The sequence below is a fragment of the Amycolatopsis sp. CA-126428 genome, from assembly GCF_002904335.1.
Taxonomy (GTDB): domain Bacteria; phylum Actinomycetota; class Actinomycetes; order Mycobacteriales; family Pseudonocardiaceae; genus Amycolatopsis.
Genome location: NZ_PPHF01000074.1, coordinates 595,459 through 612,098, shown reverse-complemented (window position 1 = coordinate 612,098; position 16,640 = coordinate 595,459). Strand labels below are relative to the sequence as shown.

Here is a 16,640-nt window from a genome sequence, read left to right as displayed (position 1 = left end):
GGTGTGCTGGCTGCGCGCCTGCTGGGACCGTTGCGGGCCTGACCGGAGCCGCCGCCGGGCCTCGCCCTGGTCACCAGCCGACGGCGACCACCAGCCACTGCGGGTCTCCGTGCGAAACGAACGAGGACTGGGCGGCCACGTCGTCGTACGGGAAGCCGTAGGCGAGGTGGTTGATGCCGTGGTCGTGCCAGAACTTCGCGTAGTAGTTCGCCGGCGCCGCCTGGTAGTACCGCGAGGGGTCCTGCCACTGCGACTGCGGCAGGTGGGCCGTGTGCCGGTTCAGCGCCGCGCACATGTCGGGGTTGCCGGCCAGCGATCCGGCGCAGCCGGTGATGTTCGACGTGGGCTCGTTGACCCCTACCGACTGAGCGTAGGAGGTGAAGTAGTTCGCGTACTTGCCGCCGGTGCGGAAGTCCGGGGCGCTGCCCGGGGCCGGGATCCGGTACGGAGCGTTCACCGTCGCCAGGCCCTTGAACTCGGTCGGCACCTCGCTCTGGAACCGGGCGAACGTGGCCGAGCGGTCCTCCTGGAACAGCTCGTAGGCGTCGCCGACCTGCACGTCGTAGCCGTCGTGCGCGTGCAGGCGCATGGCCAGCTTCAGCGCGAACGCGTCCACCCGGGTGGTGTTGCCGTTGAACACGTCCGGGCCGACGGTGAACTCGATGAAGTCGGCGTACTGGCCGTTCGGCGTACCCAGGTAGAAGTACATCCGCCCGGCCGAGTTGGCCGGCATGTCGAGGTAGGGCTGCTCGGCGATCGAGTGGGTCTGGCCGCCGAAGTTCCAGTACACCTGGCTGTCCGGGTACTTGCCGTTCGTCCGGTTGAGCACCTTGACCGTCAGCACGTTCCGCGCGGCCGGGATGGTGGCGGTGTCGCCCCAGAAGGAGTCGGGCGGCGTACCCGCTCCGGGCTGTGTGGTCCCGCCGCCGGTGCCGAAGACCTGGAACTCCCACAGCGAGACGCCGTAGGGGGTGGCCCGCGCGGTCGCGGACAACCGCACGTACCGCCCGGAGCCGGCCACGTTCAGCGTCTGCGTACCGCCGGTTCCCGTAGTCGTCTGGTACACAGTGGACCAGCTGGATCCGTTGTCCGACAGCTGGATCTGGTAGGCCGTGGCGTAAGCGGCCTCCCAGCGCAGCACGACCTGGCTGACGGTCGCCGCGCCGCCGAGGTCGATCTGGATCCACTGTGGATCGCTGAACTGCGACGACCACCGGGTGCCGGTGTTGCCGTCCACCGCGGCGGCCGCGGGGGTGCCGGCGTTCTCGACCGACGACGCGGTGACGGCTTTCCCTTGCGAGATCAGCGCGTCGGCGGCGGCCGCCGAGGGGACGGCGAAGCCGAGCGCGGCGACCGCGAGGGCCGCCGCCAACGTCGCCAAGCGGGTGCCGGGTCCGCGGCGGCTGCGCCGCGGCAGGGCGTGGGTGAGCATGGTTCCTCCCTGGCCGGGAAACGGACGGACCCACCGCAGTCGGGAGACGGCGCGGTCCGGCTCGTCCCTGAGCGCCGGGCGGATGCCCTCGCGGGCCGGCTGGAACGATCGATGAAAAGGTTCATACCACCGCCCCCGGACTGTCAACCCTTGACAGTCCGGGGCCATGGGGCGATCCTCGGAACCGGTTCCGCCCCGAACGCCTCAGTGGCACCAACCTCCGCTCACCTGAATATGGCGTTATACGCAACTGGTCCGGTTTGGCAGCGACCGCGGCAGGCCGAACACCGGGAGCACACTGTTTTCGAACCTCGTCATGGCCGAGATCCGGTCACCGGCCACCGCGAGGACGTACAGGCCGGTTCCGTGGCTGGTGCCCGCGGGGCCGCGCAGGTAGGCGCCGAACGCCGGCTGGCCGTTGGCCCGCGTCGGGACCAGGTCGAAGCGGCGGCCGGCGCCGAACAGGCCGGCGCACAACCGGCCCACCACGTCCCGGCCCTCGTACTCGAGCGGCAGCGGCGGCATCGACACGAACACGTCGTCGGTCAGAAGGGCCACCAGCGCGTCGATGTCGGCGGTTTCCCAAGCCCGCACGAAGTTCGCCACGATCGCCTGCTCGGCGGGTGAACCGGGCGGGGGCGCCGGTTCTCCGGGCGAGCGGTGCCGCAGCCCGGTCCGGGCCCGCTTGAGGGCGCTCTTGACCGCATCGACCGTCGTGTCCAGCATCGCGGCGACCTCGGCCGCCGGGAATCCCAGGACGTCGCGCAGCACCAGGACCGCCAGCTGGCGGGGCGGCAGCGCCTGAAGGGCGGTCACGAACGCCAGCGACACGGATTCGCTCTGCTCGTACCGCGCCTCCGGACCCAGCGGCGCGGCGAAGGCCCCTTCGAGGAGCGCGTCGGGGAACGGCTCGAGCCACACGACTTCACCGAGCCGCGTCGGCTCGGGTGGTTCGACGCCGGGGATGTCCCACGCCTTGACCGGGCGCCGGGCCGCCGAGCGCAGCGCACTGAGGCACCGGTTGGTGGCGATCCGGTAGAGCCAGGTGCGGATCGACGCGCGACCGTCGAACCCGCCGAGGCCCCGCCACGCGGACAGCAGCGTGTCCTGCAGGGCGTCCTCGGCGTCCTGGAACGACCCGAGCAGCCGGTAGCAGTGCACCTGCAGCTCGCGGCGGTGCGGCTCGGTCAGCGCCCGGAACGCTTCGCCGTCCCCCGCCCGCGCCCTGCCGATCAGTTCGTTTCCCATCCGCCGCCTTTCCCCGGTCGCGGTTCCCTCCGGTACGGACGCCGGCGGCGGCGCGAAGGGGGCGGCCGCCCCCTTCCCCGGTGTCCCGGCGTCGACCCCGGCATGGGAAAACTCATCATCAGCGAAAACGTAACCCTCGACGGAGTCGTCCAGGATCCCACCGGCGAGGAGTTGTCCGGCCGCGGCAGCTGGTTCACCTGGATCAGCGATGCGGACCGCACCGCGTGGGCCCGGGTCGAACACGAGGAAGCCCTGGGCGCCGACGCCCTGCTCATGGGCCGCCGTACGCACGCGTACTTCCTCGGGCGGGGGTGGGCGACCCGCACCGGTGAGTGGGCGGACCGGTTGCGGAGCCTGCCGAAGTACGTCGTCTCCTCGTCCGCCGTCGAAGACGCGGGCTGGGGCGAGCCGACCGTCTTGGCCGGCGATGTCGTCAAAGAAGTCGCGAAGCTGAAGGAGGAGGTGAGCGGGGAAATCGTCGTGTACGGCAGCAGCCGGCTCGTCCACACGCTGATCGAGCACGACCTCGCGGACGAGCTGCGGCTGATGACGTACCCGTTCGTGGCCGGCGCGGGCGAACGGCTCTTCCCGGCGACGAGCGGCGCCAAGCCGGCGCGGCTGATCGGCACGCGCACCGTCGGGACCGCCTTGACCCTGCTGACGTACGGACTCGGCCGGCCCTGACGCGCCGCGCAAGGGCCGGCCGCGGGACCAAGGAGGGAACCGCGGGCGGCCCCGAACCGAACATGAAACAAATTCGGCTACTTGCCGGTACGCTCCGCCGCGGCCGGCTGGTGGACTGTCAGCCATGTCGTCCACTTCGAAGGCGCGGCTCGCCGTCGCCGGCGTCGCCTCCTCCGTCCTGCTGCTGCTCGGCAGCGCCGGCACCGCCGACGCCCGTTCCGCGGCCGCGCCGGCCGCCGTCTCGGCCGCCGCTCCCGCCTACGCCACCTGGATCGCGGACGTCACCGCGGTCACCACCCCGGCCGCCGGCTACCTCGACCAGCGGCTCGCCGTCCCGGGCGGCCGGACCGCGATCGTGCTCGACATCGACAACACCAGCCTGGAGACCTACTACTCCGGCGGGATCACCACCCCGGCGGTGCAGCCGGTCCTCGCGCTCGCCAAGCTCGCCCAGTCCAAGGGGGCCGCGGTCTTCTTCGTCAGCGACCGCACCGAACTCCTCCGGTGGCCCACGGAAGGCAACCTGAAGGCGGTCGGCTACCCGATCGACGGGCTGTACCTGCGACCCCTGTTCAACTTCGACCCGGTCCAGGCCAACAAGACCCAGGCCCGGACCGCCATCGAACAGGCCGGGTACGCCATCGTCGCGAACATCGGCAACAACCGCACCGACCTCGACGGCGGGCACGCCGAGCGGACCTTCAAGCTGCCCGACTACAACGGCGTCCTGTCCTGACCCCGGCTCAGGCGACGGGAGCGATCGTCTCCCCGGCCACCGGCGGGCAGGCGAGCAGCCGATGCCCGCCTGCCCCCGTGCCCACCACCGACGCGAGCAGCCGCACCGCCTCGCGCCCGAGCGCGCGCCGTGGCACCTCGAAGCCGCTGATCTCCGGGCCGGCCGTCCCGGACGGCGGGCGGCCCAGGACCGCCAGGGAGAGGTCGCCGGGCACCGTCACTCCGGCCGCCCGCAAGGCCCGCTGCGCCGGGGCGAGGACGGCCTCGTCCACCACCAGCGCGGTGACGCCCTCGGCGAGCCAGCCGCGGATCGCCGCCGCGCCGAGGCCGGTGCCGTCGGCGGCGATCACCAAGCCGACCGCGCCGGCCTCGGCGCGGATCCCGCGTTCGCGTTCGCGCGCGGCCGGGGTGTCGGCCGGCTCGCGCAGGTAGCGGATCCGCCGGTGACCCGCCCGCACCAGCCGGGCGACCACCTCGGCCGAGGCCGGCGCGTAGTCGGCGTCGACACACGGGACGCGGCCGCCGAGCTCGGCGCAACGTCCGATGTGGACGATCGGAAAGCCGGCGGTGAGCAGCTCTTCGGGAACGGGACCCCCGAGGAACAGGCAGCCGTCGGCGAGCCGGGTGCGGCGGACGAGCGCGGGACCCGCCGCGGCGAACATGATCAGGTCCTTGCCGAGCGCGGCCGCCTCCGCCGCGATACCGGCCAGGACCGCCTGGTGCGCCTCGAACACCGGGGTGGCGGCGCAGATCCCGATGAGGTCCTGGCACGCCGGCCGCTTCGCCAGCGGATCGGCGTAACCCAGCCGCCGGGCGGTTTCCAGCACCCGCAGCCGCGTCGACTCCGCCAGCCGGACGCCCGTGCGGTTGCCGCCGAGCACCACCGACACCGTCGCCTGGGAAACCCCCGCCACGCGCGCGATGTCGGCCTGCCGCACCCTGCCCATCGGGCACCTCGCTCGCCGGTCGCCGCTGATCAGCTGATCCGATTCAGAGTGCAAGCCCGCCCAGGGGCCGTCAACGGTTTTGCCCGAAACTCCAGCAGATCCGACCCGCCCATACTGATACGTATCACTCCCTGTCATAGCCGGTGCGGTCCGGCTCGGGTGGCAGGATGCGGCCATGCGTTCCTTGCCCCTCGACGGCGTCACCGTCGTGTCGTGCGAACAGGCCGTGGCCGCACCGCTCGCCACCCGGCACCTGGCCGACCTCGGGGCCCGCGTGCTCAAGATCGAACGGCCCGGCACCGGCGACTTCGCCCGCGCCTACGACGAGACCGTGCACGGCCTCTCCAGCCACTTCGTCTGGCTGAACCGGTCGAAGGAAAGCGTCACGCTGGACCTCAAGAGCGACGCGGCGGCCGACGTCATGGCCGCGCTGCTGGACCGCGCCGACGTGTTCGTGCAGAACTTCGCACCCGGCGTCGCGGAGCGGCTCGGGCTGGGCGCGGCCACCCTGCGCGCGACCCGGCCGCGGCTGATCACGTGCTCGGTGTCGGGCTACGGCTCGACCGTGCCCTACCGCGACGCGAAGGCCTACGACCTGCTCATCCAGTCCGAAGCCGGGCTGGTGTCGGTCACCGGATCCGCGGCGGAACCGGCCAAGAGCGGCATCCCGGCCGCGGACATCGGCGCCGGCATGTACGCCTTCTCCGGCATCCTGTCCGCGCTGTACGACCGCGAGCGGACCGGGCTGGGCACCGAACTCGAGGTCAGCCTGTTCGACTCGCTCGTCGAATGGATGGGCTTTCCGCTGTACTACGCCGGGTACGGCGGGACACCACCGCCGCGGACGGGCACCAGCCACCCCGCGATCGCCCCCTACGGCACGTTCGCCGCGGGCGACGGCACCGAACTGGTGCTGGCGGTCCAGAACGACCGCGAGTGGGCGGCGTTCTGCGAGCACGCGGTCGCCCGCCCGGACTGGATCACCGACGCCCGGTTCGCCACGGGCAGCGCGCGAGTGGCGAACCGGGCCGCTCTGGAAGCCGGGATCGACGCGATCTTCGCCGAGCTCACCGGCGCCGAGCTGGAGACCCGGCTGCGGGCGGGCCGCATCGCCCACGCCCGCCGCCGGGACCTGCCGGACGTCCTGGCCCACCCCCAGCTCACGGCGCGCGACCGGTTCGCCGAGGTCGCCACGCCGGCCGGGCCGATCCGGGCGACACTGCCGCCGATCACGGTCCCGGGCCGGGCCCCGCGGATGGACCCGGTACCGGCACTGGGCGAGCACACGAACGCGGTGCTGACGGAGTTCGGCTTCGACGCGGAAGCGTTGCGACGCCAGGGCGCGGTGTAGCGCAGGGCCGATCTCGTGTCCGCGATCCTGGACCGCACGACATGCTCGGCCGGTGACGTTGCCGAAACCGCGCGCGAATCGACCTCGGCGAAGCTCGATGCGGTCCGGCTCCGGCCCGCACTGGGTGCGCGCAGCCGCAGTGGAGGGTGGCGGCGGCTTGGTGCAGAGCAATTCTCGCCCAACGCGCTGTGGTGCAGCCGGAAGCGGAACGCGTCGTTGCCCGAGCGAAGCCGGCGCAAGGCGGCCTGCGGGTCCGCCTCACCCGTCGAGGATGTGCCGGGCCCGGGCGAGCACCGGCTTGTCCACCATCCGGCCGTCCACAACGGACACCCCGTCTCCCGCCGCCACTACCCGGCGAGCCCAGGCGCGTTCGGCTTCCGTCGGTGTGAAGCCGGCCCGGGCCACGGCCACCTGCTTCGGGTGGATGCAGAGCTTGCCGCCGAAACCCAGGCGGCGCGCGTAGCGGACGTCCTCCTCCAGCGGCGAGCCGGCGCCCAGATCCGTGGTGACGCCGTCCACCGGCGGCGCGAGGCCGGCCGCCGCCGAGGCGATCACCAGCCGCGAACGGGCGTACGCGAACGGCTCCCGGTCTTCCGGCGCCACCCCGAGCTGGGCCGCCAGGTCCACGCTGCCGAACGCCAGCCGCGTCACCGACGGCACCGCCGCCAGCTCACCGGCGCGTTCCACCCCGAGCGCGGTTTCGACGAGGGCGACCACCGCACCGAACCCGGCGAGCACCCCCGGTGTCTCGGCCTTCGGCACCATCACCGGCACGCCGAGCGCGGCCACCAGCTCGGCGTCCGCGTCGAACCACGGCGTGCCCGGCGCGTTGATCCGGACCATCGCCCGGTGGCCCTCCAGCCATTCGCCCGCCGAAGCGCGGGCCGCCTCCTTGGCCGCGGGGGCGACGGCGTCCTCGAGGTCGAGGATCACCACGCCGGCGCCGCCGGCGAGCGCCTTGCCGAAGCGGTCGGGCCGGTCGCCGGGCACGAACAGGAACGTCGTCGCGGCCACCCGGTCACGATAGCGGGTAAGGGGCCGGCCGGCGCCGGACTGCGTGTTCACCCGATGCGGGCGCGGAACCCTCAGGACGATCGTGGGCTCCACGACGAAAGGAGCCACCATGCGAGGCGACTGGATCCACGACTGGGTGCGGGTGGAAATGGACTACCGGGCCGGGGCGCGCCCGGAGCCGGCGTTGCAGACGCCGAGGGAACGGCAGCCCGCGAAGCCGTGGAAGGCGTTGTGGGCCGCAGTGTTCCCGCACCGCCCGGCCGGGGTGCGCCACCCGTGACGGCGGTCAGCGGGCTCCGGCGTGCACCCGCTCGACCGTCTCGGCCAGATCGCCGAGATCGGGCAGGACCGCGTCCGCCACCGCCGGGTCCTGCGGGCCGGCGTGCCGGTTGACCCACACGCGCGGGATGCCCAGCGCCTGGGCCGGCACCATGTCGTGGAAGTGGCTCTGCGCCACGTGCACCCAGTTCGCGGCGGTCGCGTCGAAGGACGCGGCGAACCGCCGGAAGTGACCGTGCCCCGGCTTGTACCCGCCGACGTCCTCCGCGGTCACGATCGCGTCGATCGGCACCGCGAGCCGCCGCTGGGTCTCGCCGATGAGGTCGCGGTCGCAGTTCGTCAGCAGCGCGAGCCGCCAGCCCGCTTCCCGCAGCGCGGCCAGCGCCGGCCGGGTGTCCGGGAAGACCGGCCAGTACGGCAGCCCGGTCCCGAGCACCGAAGCGTCGTCCGCCACCAGCTCCAGCCCGGCTTCGGCCGCGGTCCGGCGCAGGGACTCGGCGAGCACCTCCCGGTACCGCCGCACCGGCACCTCGGCCTGCACCTGCGGCTCGAACCGGTTGTAGACCTCGAGCAGCTCCGCGCCGCGGCCGGGGTAGAGCAGCTCGAGCCCGGTGGCGATGCCGTGGCGCCAGTCCACCAGCGTGCCGAAGCAGTCGAACGTCGCCCAGCGGATCATCGTGTCCTCTCCCCTGCGTCGGCCAGGCCCGCGATGATCTCCGCGAACTCGAAGATCACCCGCGACCGCCGGCCGGATACCCACGCCAGGCACACCTCATTCGGCGGCAGGTCCTCGACCGGCACGCGCACCACGTCGGGCCGGGTGTAGTACTCCGACGTCGACCGCGGGACGACCGCGATCCCCCGCCCGGCGGCCACGTGCTCGAGCTTCTCCGCCACGCTCCGGAACGCCCGCCGCGCCGGCGCGGCGCCTTCGCGCAGCTCGACCGCGATGTCACGCCACTCCGGCACCGCGTCCGGGTCGTTGAGCAGGTGCTCGTCCACGAGGTCGCCGACCCGCACCGATTCCTTGCCGGCCAGCCGGTGGCCGGCGTGCAGCACGGCCACGCGCGGCTCGCGGAACAGCGGCCGGACGGTAAGCCCGCGCCGGTCCACCGGCAGCCGGATCACGCTGACGTCGGCGCGGCCGTCGTGGAGGACTTCGGTCTGGTCGTCCCACGTCGTGCGCAGGAGCTCCACCGCCAGGCCCGGCTGCCGCGCCGAGAGCTCGCGGACCGCGCCGGTGACCGTGATGCCCGGCATGAACGCCACGGTGAACGCCGAGGTACCGCGCGCGGCCGTCGCGACCCGGCGGCGGAGGGCATCGGCCGAGGCCAGCAGCGGCCGCGTGTCCTCCAGCAGCTGGCGCCCGGCCGCGGTGAACTCGGTCGACCGCCTGTCGCGCCGGAACAGCTGCGCCCGCAGCTCGCCTTCCAGGGCCCGGATCTGCCGCGAAAGCACCGGCTGCGCGATGAGCAGCCGCGCGGCGGCGCGCCCGAAGTGCAGTTCTTCGGCGACCGCCACGAAGTAACGGAGCTTGCGCAGATCGACGTCCATCGGGCTCCAGGGTATTAGCCCGCGAAGCGGCCCGCCGCCACGAACGCCGCCAGCAGGAGCAGCACGACGTTCATCGGCAGCGCCTTGGTCTCCTTCCGGCGCGCGTGCACGACGATCGCCCCCACCTGGACGAGCGCCAGCCCGGTCGCGGCCAGTGGCGTCAGCACCGGGGCGATGTCGAGCGCCCAAGGCAGGATCAAGCCGATCGCGCCGAGGATCTCCACCGCGCCGATGCCCTTCACCGCCGCCTCGGAGAAGTCCGCCGTCCAGCCCATGTTGGGGTTTTCCAGCAGTTTCTCGCGCGGGGTCGCGAGCTTCATGCCCCCGGCGGCGAGGTACAGCGCGGCGAGCAGACCCGCCGCGACCCACAGGACGACGTTCACGATGAACCTCCGGTCAGAAGAAAGTAGTTGAACACTACACCTCTTTCCGGAGGGGCCGCCTCAACTTGGCCGGACCGTGACCGACGCCCCCGGCCGCAGGGTGACGGTCCGCCGCCAGGTCCCGGCCCGCACCTCGAGCCGGGTGCCGCCGACGCTGCGGATCACCGCCCGGGTGACCTTCCCGGCCCGCCATTCGAGGTCCACCTCGAACCCGCCGCGCGCGCCGATCCCGGTCACCCGCCCCGAAGCCGCCCACGCCGAAGGCAGCGCCGGGAGCAGCTCCAGCACCCCCGGGCGCGAGTGGACGAGCATTTCGAGCATCGCGGTGGGCGCGCCGAGGTTCGCGTCGATCTGGAAGATCGTGTAGCTGCCCTGGCTGTACATGTCGAAGAAGTTGGACGCGGTGCCGTTGCCGTTCGCCACCGACGGCCGAAGCACGGTGAGCAGCAGCCGGTACGCGCGATCGGCGTCCTTGAGCCGCGCCCAGCACGCCGATCGCCACGCGGTCGCCCAGCCGAAGCTGTCCGTCCCGCGCGCGATCAGCAACGCCCGGACGCCGTCGAGCAGCTCGCGCGGGGCCGTGTCGGCCGCGATGCGGTCGCCCGGGAAGAAGCCGATCAGCGGGGACAGGTGCCGGTGCGTGGTCTCGCCGAGGTTCTCCGGCGACATCCACTCCTCGAGCCAGCCGGTCGACGGGCTCACCTTCGGCAGGTAGAGCTTCTTCTGCAGCCCGGCGATCCGGTCGCCGTACGCGCGGTCCCGGCCCAGCACCGCGGTGGCCTCGCGGTAGTGCTCGAACAGGTCCCAGACGATCTCCTGCGCGTAGGTGATCCCGCGGGCGTCCTGCGGGCCGTGTTCGGGCGACCAGTCGTGATCGTCGACGAGCACCTCGCGGCCGTCGACCGTCATCGGGATCAACCGGGCGTCCCAGAACTCGGCCGCCCCCTTCAGCAGCGGGTAGATCCGCGCGAGGTACGCCTTGTCCTGGGTGAAGGCGTAGTGGTCCCAGAGCGAGTTGCACAGCCACGCGTTGCCGCCGGGGTGCCACCACCAGCCGGAGCCGCCGTAGATGTTCGTGGAGAACGCGACCGCCCAGCCGGCCACCTTGCCGCTGGTGTTGCGGAAGCGGTTCCTCGGGTCGTTGAACAGCCGGTTCGTGCTGTCCGTCCACACGGGAAGCTGCGCGAGGCAGTAATCGGCCAGGGCAGTGAAGCTCCCGGGCAGCGCCGCGCGGTCGGCCAGCCAGTAGTTCATCTGGAGGTTGATGTCGGTGTGGTAGTCGCTCATCCAGTCCGGCGTGTTGGTGTTCTGCCACAGGCCCTGCAGGCCCATCGGCAGGCCGTCGCGCGAGCCGGTGATCGTCAGGTAGCGCCCGAACTGCAGGTAGCTCGCCTCCAGCTCCGGATCGGGCACGCCCGGCTGGTCGTGGCGGGCGACCAGCCGCGACCACGTGTCCAGGGCCCGCTTCGCCGGCGGCGACTGCCCGAGGTCCACGCTCATCCGGTCGTACAGCCGCCGGTAGTCGGCGACGTGGGTCGCCCGCAGGGCCCCGCCACCCACGGTCAGCGCCGCGGCGGCCTTCCGCTTCGCCAGGACCAGGGGGTCGAGCGAGGTGTCGAGGAACTTCCGCGCCGCGTCCGGGACGTAGTTCGTGCCGCCGCTGAGCACGACGACGACCTCGCCGCTCCCGCTGAAGGTCAGCCCGCCCGACGTCGTCACCGTGCAGGCGTACTTCAAGCCGTTGGCGAACGCGCCGGTGAACGCTCCGGCACCGGCCGCCGGTTCGCCGCGGGTGGGCTCCAGCGACACCGACCCGGTGACGGGCCCGCCGCTGAGCCGGACCACCACGACGTCGTCGGGGTGGCTCGCGAAGTACTCGCGGCGGTACTGCACGCCCTGGTGCCGGTAGGTGATCACGACCAGGCCGTTGCCGAGGTCGAGCGTGCGCCGGTAGTCCGTGACGCCGGTGTGGGCCGGGACCGCGATCCGCAGCTTCGCGAGCAGGCCGAGCGTGCCGAACTTCTCGGTCTCGTAGGGGAACTGGCCGTCGTCCTGGAGGACGTCGTTGGGGCCGCCGGTCCACAGCGACGCGTCGGCGAGGTACAGGAAGTCGGCGGCCGGGTCGCCCCCGACGAGCGCACCGATCCGACCATTGCCGATCGGCAGGCCCTGTTCGATGATTTTCGGCTCGCTCGCGGGCGCCGGGTACCACAGGGTGCCGGCCGGCGACGGCGGGGCGAGGTCTTCCCCGGCCGGTCGGACCACATCGGCGTTGGCAGCAAAGGGACGTAGGCCACCCAGCGCAACACCGGCGCCGACCGCGCCACCGAGCTTGAGGAAGGACCGCCGCGACGGCGGAAGAGGCAGTTCCGGCATGGGTCATCCGTTCGGCGTGGGCGGAAAACGGCTGCGGAGCCCGCCAAACATATGATCTATCCGGTCCGGTGGTCAAGAATCTTCGGGATGGACCGATTACCCGTGATCGGCTCGCTCGGCCAGGTACTCGCGGAACGTGATCTCGCCTTCGCGGTGCGCGGGAGCCAGATGGCCGCCGTCGGCGTAGGCCCGGAACGTCTCCCCCGGCACCTTGAGCGGCACGATCCGCCGGCGCCGCGCGCTCGCCTCGGCGACCGCCTGGGCCAGCTCGGCCGCCGAGAGGATCTCCGGGCCGCCGAAGTCGGGCGCCCGGCCGGCCGGGTCCTCCAGGGCCTGGCCGGCGAGGCGGCGGGCGACGTCCCGGACGTCGACCGGCTGGAACGAGATGCGCGGCACCGGCACCACCGGCAGCCGGAACGCGCCCGCGAGCAGGGTGCGGACCAGGCCGTGGAACTGGGTGGCCCGCTGGATCGTGTGCGGCAGGCCCGAGGCGGCGATCAGCTGCTCGGTCTCGTGCTTGGCCCGGTAGTAGCCGAGCGGGACCCGATCGACACCGACGACCGAGACGTACACCAGGTGCGGGCCCCCGGCCCACCGCGCCGCCTCGACCAGCGTGCGCGCGAGCTGCGCTTCCCGCCCGAGGTAGTCGGTGGCGCAGTGCACGACCACATCCACGCCGGCGACGGCGCTGTCGACGCCGCGGCCGGTCCGCAGGTCGCCGCGGACGACGTCCGGGGCGACCCGGCGGCTCAGCACGCGGACCTCCTCGCCCGCCGCCCGCAGCCGCGCCACCACCGCACTGCCCAGCTGTCCGGTGCCGCCGGTGACCAGGATCCGCACGTCGACCACCTCCGGCGCCATCCTGGCACGGCGAAGGCCCGCCGGGAACGGCTTCCCGGCGGGCCCGCGCGGCTTTGATCAGTTGCGGTTGATGGTGAACGTGGTGGTGCGGTTGCGGATGTCCTCGGCGTTGTCGGCCAGGGTGAGCCCGGTGAAGGTCGCCGAGCCGACGGCCGGGCCCTGGCCCGGTTCCGGCAGCTCGTTGGCCCAGATGCCGATCCCGGACTTGGCGTCGAAGGCGTCCCCGCTGCGGTGGGCGCCGGTGATCGACACGTTCGTCAGCACGGTGTCCTCGACCGGGTGCTCCGGACCGCCGTTGTACTTGGTCTGGAACATGATGCCGCTGTAGGTCGGGCTCTGGATGTCCACATCGGACACCCGGATCCCCCGGAACTCCTTGGAGGCGGAGAACAGCCAGATCGCCGGGAACGTCTGCTGGCCCCAGAAGTGGCCGCCGTCGCGGACCAGGGAGGCGTTCTGGACCGTCGTCGGCTGCGGCCCGAACCCGAGGAACGGGTAGCCGAAGTCGAGCGAGCTGATCGTGATCGCCGAATAGGTCAGCGTGTCCGCGATGTAGAGGTTCCGGAAGGTGTTGTCGTACCCGCCGTACACCGCGAGCCCGGCCGCGCGCCACGGGGTGAGCGCGGTCAGGTTCTCGAACACGTTGCCGTACTGGTTGCCCGGGTTGAGGTCCGTGGCGGCGAACAGCGCGAAGCTGTCGTCACCGGTGGACCGGGCTTCGTTGTTGGTGACTTGGTTGCCCGTGCTGCCGTTGGTGAGGTTGACGCCGTCGGCGAAGGTGTCGCGGATCCGGGAGTTCTTGATCGTGGTGTCGTCCACATTGGTGCCCCAGACCATGACCACCTGGTGTTCCACCCAGATGTCGTCGATCGTCAGGTTCGCGACGTTCGTCAGGTTGAACACCTTGCCGGGACCGTCGATGCGGGAGGTGTAGTTCCCGAACACGGCGAACCCGCTGAACGTCGACCCGTCGGCGCTCGACTGCACGTCGATGCCGATGTCGGTGTTCTCCTGGCCCGAAGGCGCGGAGAACTTCGTGAACCACGGCCCGGCGCCGGTGACCGTGACGGCCTTCCCGTAGACGTTGAGCTTGCTCGACAGGGTGTAGCTCCCGGCCGGCAGGTAGACCCCGGTGAGGGTGGTGTCCTGCCGGACCTTGTCGAGCGCGCTCTGGACGTCCTGCTGGGTGAACCCGGTGGGCACCGCGAAGTGCGCCGGGTCGGGGTTCGCCTTCGCGGTCGCCTGCTCCAAGCTGACGAAGTCGATCGCGTAGTTCGTCGTGTTCGCCGCGTCCTTCTGCAGCTTGATCCGGCTGCCGGCGGGCACGGTGGTGCCGAGCAGCGTGCTCGCCTCGTCGTAGACGTGACGCGGCCCGGCGCCCGGTGAGTTGCCCGGGCCGGTTTCGGCACCGTAGAGCCACGCGTAGTGCGAGGTCAGGTCGATCGCCTTGAGGAAGGTGCCGTTCACGTACACGTTCAGCGTCGAGTCGATGCCTCCGCCGCCCGCACTGTCCGGGATGGAGAACCGGGTGACCAGGGTGTTGGTCGCCGCGCGGGTGGTGAACTCGACCGAGGAGCCGGTCGAGTTCAGCGTGACGGCCTTGCGGCCCGAGGCCTCGCCGGCGAGGTCGCCGATCGTGCGGTTGGGGCCGACCACGGCCGCACCGCCGGCGACGACGCCGTCTTCGGCCTCGTACATGTCGTAGGGCATGTTCGCGCCCCGGCCGACGAACAGCTGCTGCGTGCTGGTGTTGTTGCCCTGCTTGACGGGCAGCTCGTTGGCGTCGTTCGCGACGACCGTCTTCACGGTGTACCGGCCGTTGGCCGCGGTCCAGGTACCGGCCGTCACCGGCGGCGCGGTGGCGCCGGCGGCGATCGCCCCGGTGTAGCTGCCGGTCAGCGTCCTGACGACGGTCCCGTTCTGATCGGTGATCGTCACCGTGACGCCGTGGGCGCCACCCGCGGACGCGATCGTGCCCTGGTTGCGCAGGGTCGTGGTGAAGGTGACCGTGTTCCCGGCCGCGGGGTTGCCCGGCGACCACGCCGTCGCCGCGACGAGGTCGGAGCTCTGCACCGGGCTGACGACGAGCGCCGTGGCGGCGGTGTAGGAGTTGTTGGCCTCGTTCTGTTCGATGACGGCGTTGGCCTCGTCGACCTTCGCGGTCAGCTGGTAGCTGCCGGCGTCCCGGGTGCCGAGGTTCGCCGACACCGTCGCCGACGCGCCGGCCGCGAGCGCGCCGACGTTCGCCGTGCCGACCTTGGCCGTGCCCAGGTAGAGGTTGACGTTCGTCGCGCCGGAGGCCGCCGTCCCGGCGTTGCGGACGGTCGCCGACGCGGTGATCGCATCGGTCTCCACGGGGTTCTGCGGCGACCACGTCACGCCCGAGATCGTCAGGTCAGGGTTGGGCGCGGGGACGCCGAAGACCTGGAACTCCGCCGCCTGCCCGCCGCCCGCGCCGGAGTTGGCGGTGACGCGCAGGCGGACGTCGGCAGCGCGGCCGCCGAGCGGGATCGTCACGGAGTTGCCGCTCGCGGGGCTGAAGCTGTAGGTCTGCGCGGCGGCGAGGGTGGTGAACGCGGACGCGCTCTGCTCACGGCCTTCGACGGCGATCGTCTGGGTCCGCGGACCCCACGCCGGGTCGGGGTTGAGCTTCACCACCACCTGGTTCAGGTCGGCGTTCGCACCGAGCGCGACGGTCAGCAGGTTCGGGTAGGTCCCGCCGCCGCCTTCCCAGTACGTGGCCGCGGAGTCGTCGTTGGCGTTGGCCGCCACGTACGTCCACTCCGTCGACGACGCCGTGATCGGCTTGCCCAGCGCCAGGTTCGTGCCGGCCTGGGTGCCGGTGCGCGTCACGGTGGCGCTGTTCGCCGACTGGTTGCCCGCGGCGTCCTTCGCGCGGACGAAGTACGACACGGTGGTGCCGTCCGGCTGGGTGTCGGTGTAGGTCAGGACGTTCCCGGCGACGCTGCCACGCAGCTGGTCGTTCGCGTAGACGTCGTAGCCGGCGACACCGGTGTTGTCGGTCGACGCCGACCAGGTGAGGCGGATCTGGCCACTCGCCGGCTGGGTGTAGGCGAGGTCGGCGGGCGCCGACGGCGGCTGGGTGTCACCGCCGGCGGGCCCGTGCACCTCGAACTCCGCCAGCTGCGCGGCGGGCCAGCCGGAGTTCGCCGTGACGTTCAGGCGGACGTACCGGGTGTTCGCGGCCAGGTTCAGGGTGACGGTGTTGGCCGTCGCGGGATCGAAGCGGTAGCCCGCCGACGGGACCAGGTCGCTGAAACCCGTGCCGTTCGTGCTGCCCTGCACGCTGAGTGTCTCGGTGCGGGCCTCCCAGTTCGCGGGCAGCTTCAGCACGAGCTGGGCGACGTTGGTGGCGGTACCCAGGTCGGCCTGGACCCACTGCGGGAACTGGTTGTTCGCGCTCTCCCAGTAGGTGGCCTGGTTGCCGTCGCCGACGTTCGCAACGGGGTAGCCGGCGAGCTGGCTGCTCGCGGTGTAGGTCGCCGCGGCGGCCTGGACGGCGGCTTGGGTGGTGGTGGGTGCGGCCGGAGCAGCGCTCGCGGCCACGGCGGGAGCCGCGAGGAGCAGGGACAGGGCGGCGTAGGTGGCCGCGCGCGACAGAAGCCGCTTCGTTCTCATGGGGTTCCTCTGATCCGGGGAGGAGGGAGACGACTCGGGCGGAGACCGGGTGCTTCCTGGCATCTGCCGTGATTTACCGGCGTGCTGTCAGGTTCTTGCGTCGATTCGTTCAAGAGTTACAGTGACGTGGGTCTCAA

Annotated in this window: 14 protein-coding genes; 4 read left to right on the top strand and 10 right to left on the bottom strand. The window is 72.2% G+C overall.

The features are described from left to right. Positions 1 to 70: 70 nt before the first annotated feature. Both C2L58_RS51510 and C2L58_RS21070 read right to left on the bottom strand, forming a co-directional pair. Entirely contained in the window at positions 71 to 1,432 is a 1,362-nt protein-coding gene (locus C2L58_RS51510; protein ID WP_103339307.1) for a beta-1,3-glucanase family protein, read from the bottom strand. A 240-nt stretch (positions 1,433 to 1,672) separates the two neighbouring features. Further along, entirely contained in the window at positions 1,673 to 2,680 is a 1,008-nt protein-coding gene (locus tag C2L58_RS21070; RefSeq protein ID WP_103339306.1) for a sigma-70 family RNA polymerase sigma factor, read from the bottom strand. 102 nt (positions 2,681 to 2,782) lie between these two features. Between C2L58_RS21070 and C2L58_RS21065 the strand changes: the two genes are divergently transcribed. Then, on the top strand, positions 2,783 to 3,364 hold the full coding sequence (locus C2L58_RS21065) for a dihydrofolate reductase family protein (RefSeq protein WP_103339305.1): 582 nt from the start codon (positions 2,783 to 2,785) through the stop codon (positions 3,362 to 3,364). 124 nt (positions 3,365 to 3,488) lie between these two features. Next, positions 3,489 to 4,100 carry an HAD family acid phosphatase gene (locus C2L58_RS21060; RefSeq protein ID WP_103339304.1) on the top strand — a complete coding sequence of 204 codons (612 nt, stop codon included), beginning with the start codon at positions 3,489 to 3,491 and terminating at the stop codon, positions 4,098 to 4,100. A gap of 7 nt (positions 4,101 to 4,107) precedes the next feature. Here the strand turns inward: C2L58_RS21060 and C2L58_RS21055 are convergent, their stop codons facing one another. Continuing rightward, the gene (locus C2L58_RS21055; RefSeq protein WP_103339303.1) at positions 4,108 to 5,046 is read right to left on the bottom strand and encodes a LacI family DNA-binding transcriptional regulator; all 939 of its coding nucleotides are present in this window, start codon (positions 5,044 to 5,046) and stop codon (positions 4,108 to 4,110) included. Positions 5,047 to 5,221: 175 nt separating this feature from the next. Here C2L58_RS21055 and C2L58_RS21050 point away from each other — a divergent pair, with 175 nt between their 5' ends. Continuing rightward, positions 5,222 to 6,397: a CaiB/BaiF CoA transferase family protein gene (locus C2L58_RS21050; RefSeq protein ID WP_103339302.1), complete on the top strand. Its 1,176-nt coding sequence runs from the start codon at positions 5,222 to 5,224 to the stop codon at positions 6,395 to 6,397. 258 nt (positions 6,398 to 6,655) lie between these two features. On the opposite strand, the gene C2L58_RS21045 is transcribed toward C2L58_RS21050, so the two are convergent. Next, on the bottom strand, positions 6,656 to 7,411 hold the full coding sequence (locus C2L58_RS21045) for an HpcH/HpaI aldolase/citrate lyase family protein (RefSeq protein WP_233225828.1): 756 nt from the start codon (positions 7,409 to 7,411) through the stop codon (positions 6,656 to 6,658). A gap of 109 nt (positions 7,412 to 7,520) precedes the next feature. On the opposite strand from C2L58_RS21045, the gene C2L58_RS21040 reads away from it, so the two are divergent. Continuing rightward, the gene (locus C2L58_RS21040) at positions 7,521 to 7,691 is read left to right on the top strand and encodes a hypothetical protein (protein WP_233225827.1); all 171 of its coding nucleotides are present in this window, start codon (positions 7,521 to 7,523) and stop codon (positions 7,689 to 7,691) included. Between the two features lie 6 nt (positions 7,692 to 7,697). Here C2L58_RS21040 and C2L58_RS21035 read toward each other — a convergent pair whose 3' ends face one another. The 6 genes from C2L58_RS21035 to C2L58_RS21010 form a co-directional block, all read right to left on the bottom strand. Beyond that, positions 7,698 to 8,366: an HAD family hydrolase gene (locus C2L58_RS21035; protein WP_103339300.1), complete on the bottom strand. Its 669-nt coding sequence runs from the start codon at positions 8,364 to 8,366 to the stop codon at positions 7,698 to 7,700. Beyond that, positions 8,363 to 9,244, bottom strand: a complete 882-nt coding sequence (locus C2L58_RS21030; protein ID WP_103339299.1) for a LysR family transcriptional regulator — start codon at positions 9,242 to 9,244, stop codon at positions 8,363 to 8,365. The genes C2L58_RS21035 and C2L58_RS21030 overlap by 4 nt, the downstream gene beginning before the upstream one ends. 14 nt (positions 9,245 to 9,258) lie before the next feature. Continuing rightward, positions 9,259 to 9,627 carry a DoxX family protein gene (locus C2L58_RS21025; RefSeq protein WP_103339298.1) on the bottom strand — a complete coding sequence of 123 codons (369 nt, stop codon included), beginning with the start codon at positions 9,625 to 9,627 and terminating at the stop codon, positions 9,259 to 9,261. A gap of 60 nt (positions 9,628 to 9,687) precedes the next feature. After that, a complete protein-coding gene (locus C2L58_RS21020) occupies positions 9,688 to 12,003 on the bottom strand; it encodes a glycosyl hydrolase family 95 catalytic domain-containing protein (RefSeq protein ID WP_103339297.1) in 2,316 nt (771 codons plus the stop codon). 96 nt (positions 12,004 to 12,099) lie between these two features. After that, on the bottom strand, positions 12,100 to 12,864 hold the full coding sequence (locus tag C2L58_RS21015; RefSeq protein ID WP_233225826.1) for an SDR family oxidoreductase: 765 nt from the start codon (positions 12,862 to 12,864) through the stop codon (positions 12,100 to 12,102). Positions 12,865 to 12,921: 57 nt separating this feature from the next. Next, entirely contained in the window at positions 12,922 to 16,503 is a 3,582-nt protein-coding gene (locus C2L58_RS21010; protein ID WP_103339296.1) for a discoidin domain-containing protein, read from the bottom strand. Positions 16,504 to 16,640 lie beyond the last annotated feature (137 nt).

Coding starts and splice junctions, on each gene's coding strand:
- C2L58_RS21015 (WP_233225826.1), bottom strand. CDS start 12,864: ATGGCGCCGGAGGTGGTCGACGTGCGGATCCTGGTCACCGGCGGCACC.
- C2L58_RS51510 (WP_103339307.1), bottom strand. CDS start 1,432: ATGCTCACCCACGCCCTGCCGCGGCGCAGCCGCCGCGGACCCGGCACC.
- C2L58_RS21030 (WP_103339299.1), bottom strand. CDS start 9,244: ATGGACGTCGATCTGCGCAAGCTCCGTTACTTCGTGGCGGTCGCCGAA.
- C2L58_RS21060 (WP_103339304.1), top strand. CDS start 3,489: ATGTCGTCCACTTCGAAGGCGCGGCTCGCCGTCGCCGGCGTCGCCTCC.
- C2L58_RS21020 (WP_103339297.1), bottom strand. CDS start 12,003: ATGCCGGAACTGCCTCTTCCGCCGTCGCGGCGGTCCTTCCTCAAGCTC.
- C2L58_RS21010 (WP_103339296.1), bottom strand. CDS start 16,503: ATGAGAACGAAGCGGCTTCTGTCGCGCGCGGCCACCTACGCCGCCCTG.
- C2L58_RS21050 (WP_103339302.1), top strand. CDS start 5,222: ATGCGTTCCTTGCCCCTCGACGGCGTCACCGTCGTGTCGTGCGAACAG.
- C2L58_RS21055 (WP_103339303.1), bottom strand. CDS start 5,046: ATGGGCAGGGTGCGGCAGGCCGACATCGCGCGCGTGGCGGGGGTTTCC.
- C2L58_RS21065 (WP_103339305.1), top strand. CDS start 2,783: ATGGGAAAACTCATCATCAGCGAAAACGTAACCCTCGACGGAGTCGTC.
- C2L58_RS21035 (WP_103339300.1), bottom strand. CDS start 8,366: ATGATCCGCTGGGCGACGTTCGACTGCTTCGGCACGCTGGTGGACTGG.
- C2L58_RS21040 (WP_233225827.1), top strand. CDS start 7,521: ATGCGAGGCGACTGGATCCACGACTGGGTGCGGGTGGAAATGGACTAC.
- C2L58_RS21070 (WP_103339306.1), bottom strand. CDS start 2,680: ATGGGAAACGAACTGATCGGCAGGGCGCGGGCGGGGGACGGCGAAGCG.